Source organism: Borrelia crocidurae, assembly GCF_000825665.2.
Classification (GTDB): domain Bacteria; phylum Spirochaetota; class Spirochaetia; order Borreliales; family Borreliaceae; genus Borrelia; species Borrelia duttonii.
Genome location: NZ_LN609267.1, coordinates 323,395 through 325,684, shown reverse-complemented (window position 1 = coordinate 325,684; position 2,290 = coordinate 323,395). Strand labels below are relative to the sequence as shown.

General features: G+C 24.1%; 2 protein-coding genes and 1 pseudogene. All 3 read left to right on the top strand.

Annotated features, from left to right (window positions below):
• Positions 1–867 precede the first annotated feature (867 nt).
• Entirely contained in the window at positions 868–1,104 is a 237-nt protein-coding gene (locus tag BN1173_RS04530; protein ID WP_246040027.1) for a hypothetical protein, read from the top strand.
• Positions 1,105–1,211: 107 nt separating this feature from the next.
• The gene (locus BN1173_RS01590) at positions 1,212–1,970 is read left to right on the top strand and encodes a hypothetical protein (RefSeq protein ID WP_012538075.1); all 759 of its coding nucleotides are present in this window, start codon (positions 1,212–1,214) and stop codon (positions 1,968–1,970) included.
• A gap of 85 nt (positions 1,971–2,055) precedes the next feature.
• Positions 2,056–2,290 (top strand): annotated as a pseudogene (locus BN1173_RS04410) (hypothetical protein); the annotation flags it as partial.

Sequence of the window (2,290 nt, the reverse complement as noted above, 5' to 3'; positions counted from 1 at the left end):
ACTTGGATTAAATTATAAAGATGAGTTTGTAAGTTTTATCAAGATTGTTAATTTAAATATTGGTTCTGAAGGNNNATAAATTAGAGTTTAAATCGTATATTAGGTGTTTAAATAATTATTATGGTTTTGTTTTAAAACAAAAATTGTATTGTGATAATATAGAGAAATATGAAAAAACAGTTAAAAATGAACTTAAAAGTTACAAATCTATATATAATTCAATCTTAAATTTAAGAAATGTTTTAAACTTGGATGATAATGTTTGTTGTTTAAGAGAGATAATAAAGGTGATTTGTGATGCTGAGCATTTCTTAAAAGTAAATATTTGTTATTTTGAATTTAAAAATTGTTTTAAAAATTTTTACTATGAACTTGAGGATATTGGTCACGATTATAGTGGAGTTTGTCTTGGAAAAGCTTGTGATGAAAATGAGCTTGAATTAGTAGATAGACGTTTATATTTTTTTCCTTGTCTTACTAAAAAATATGGACCAAATTTTAAAAATGTTATAGTGTTAGTAGATAAGTATAGTGAGATTATTAATTTGTTGCTTAATATTGCAATATTTAAATTAGCTAATGAGCAAAAATTAAATGTTTTGTTTGAAAATTTGCAAAAATTATCATTTGGTATTTCAAATATTATAAAAACAGTTGCTTTAAAATTTGTATCGGGAGTAATTGAGATTTTTCATAAATTTAATATGAGGGATGTAAAATTCTTTGTATCAGTATTTGAAGGTAAAATGAATTTGGCAGCTGTAGATGATTTAAAGTTTTTTATTTCTAATTATATTGCTTCAAAAGTGCAATCAATAATGTATAGAGTTGCATCTGTAGGGGGAGATTTTAAAAACAATATTGACTATGCAGAGTTTTCAAAGCATTGATGATAATCATATAATAGTTAATGGTATTGATTATGCTATAGAGAGTAAGTTTAATGTAACTTTGGGTAAATATTTGAAAAGTTTATTGCAAAATATGCATATATTTATTGTCACTTATCTTACTAATATTTCAAACTTTTTATATTTTAGTGAAGAAAAGTGTATTAAAAGAGAATCTGTGCTTAAGGGAGGTATCTTTGTTGTTTGCATATGAGAGTGTTTTAGAAATTGTTAGAATGCTTTATGGTAATATTAGTAATATTAATTTTGGGTATGTAGTAGTCTTTTAAAAGTAATAATTGATTGCAAGTGTAGGTATTTATGGATTTAGTGCATAATGAAAATTATCAAAAAATTTTGTTTATTGATAGTCTTATTTTGCAAACTTTAGATGAAATAAAGAATGTAAAAAAATCTGGTAAAGTTGGGGTGGATTCAAATAAAACCGTTAATTTTATTAATTTGAATTTAAATGTTCTAAGTTATATTTTATCTTTAAATTATTTTTATACAAGGCCTCGATTGAAGGTTAATTATGATTTTCGAACAAATCTTTTTAGTTTTATTTCTGATTTTTCATTATTTGTAAGCCCTTCTTTACTCATATCTCTTAGTGAGCTTGTGTCAAATGGATCTGTTATTAAATTAAATCCTGAAGAGAGATTTTTAATTATTAGAAAATTGGGATATCTTATTGATTTGGGAATGTATTTTAGTAAAGGAGATTCCAAGTCAATTTTTCTCTTAGAAGATATATATTTGAAGTTTATTATCTTGGCAAAAAATTTTATTGACTTTAAAAATTTGGCAAAAAATTTAGTTATTGATAGTCCTTTTTATAAGTCTCAATTATTGCATCTAACTAAATCTTTAGAACTCTTAGAAGAAGGGGCATTTTTATTAAGGTCAAGGTATGAAGCAAATGGGGCTTATGGATTGACAGAGCAAATTTTAAATTATATTCAGGCTGGAAAAATTTTAGCTACAGTTACTTCTCAAAAGGAGATGGCTGAAAAATTTTCTAAATTTTATGAAGTATGGTCTGTTAAATTTAAGTCTGATTTAAGCAAAAATAAATAGATTTTCAGGATGGGGAGAGGACGTAATAAATATGCATCTTTATAGAGAAAGTTCAACGAAATTTATCAAAATGAGATTTTTCTTCTTGTCGATTTTTTTGTTGATATTTATCATATTAGTTAATTCTTTATTGCGGGTAACAATTGATGTTTCGACTTCTTATAAATTTAATCATTTTGCAAAATATGATAATTTGGTTGAAATGTTTTCAAATAATAATGTTTTTATGCAAGATCAAATCTTAAATCTAGATTTAAATAAATATTATTATTATGTTATAAATGATCGTTTAGTTAGTTTTTCTGAGCATTATTATGTAC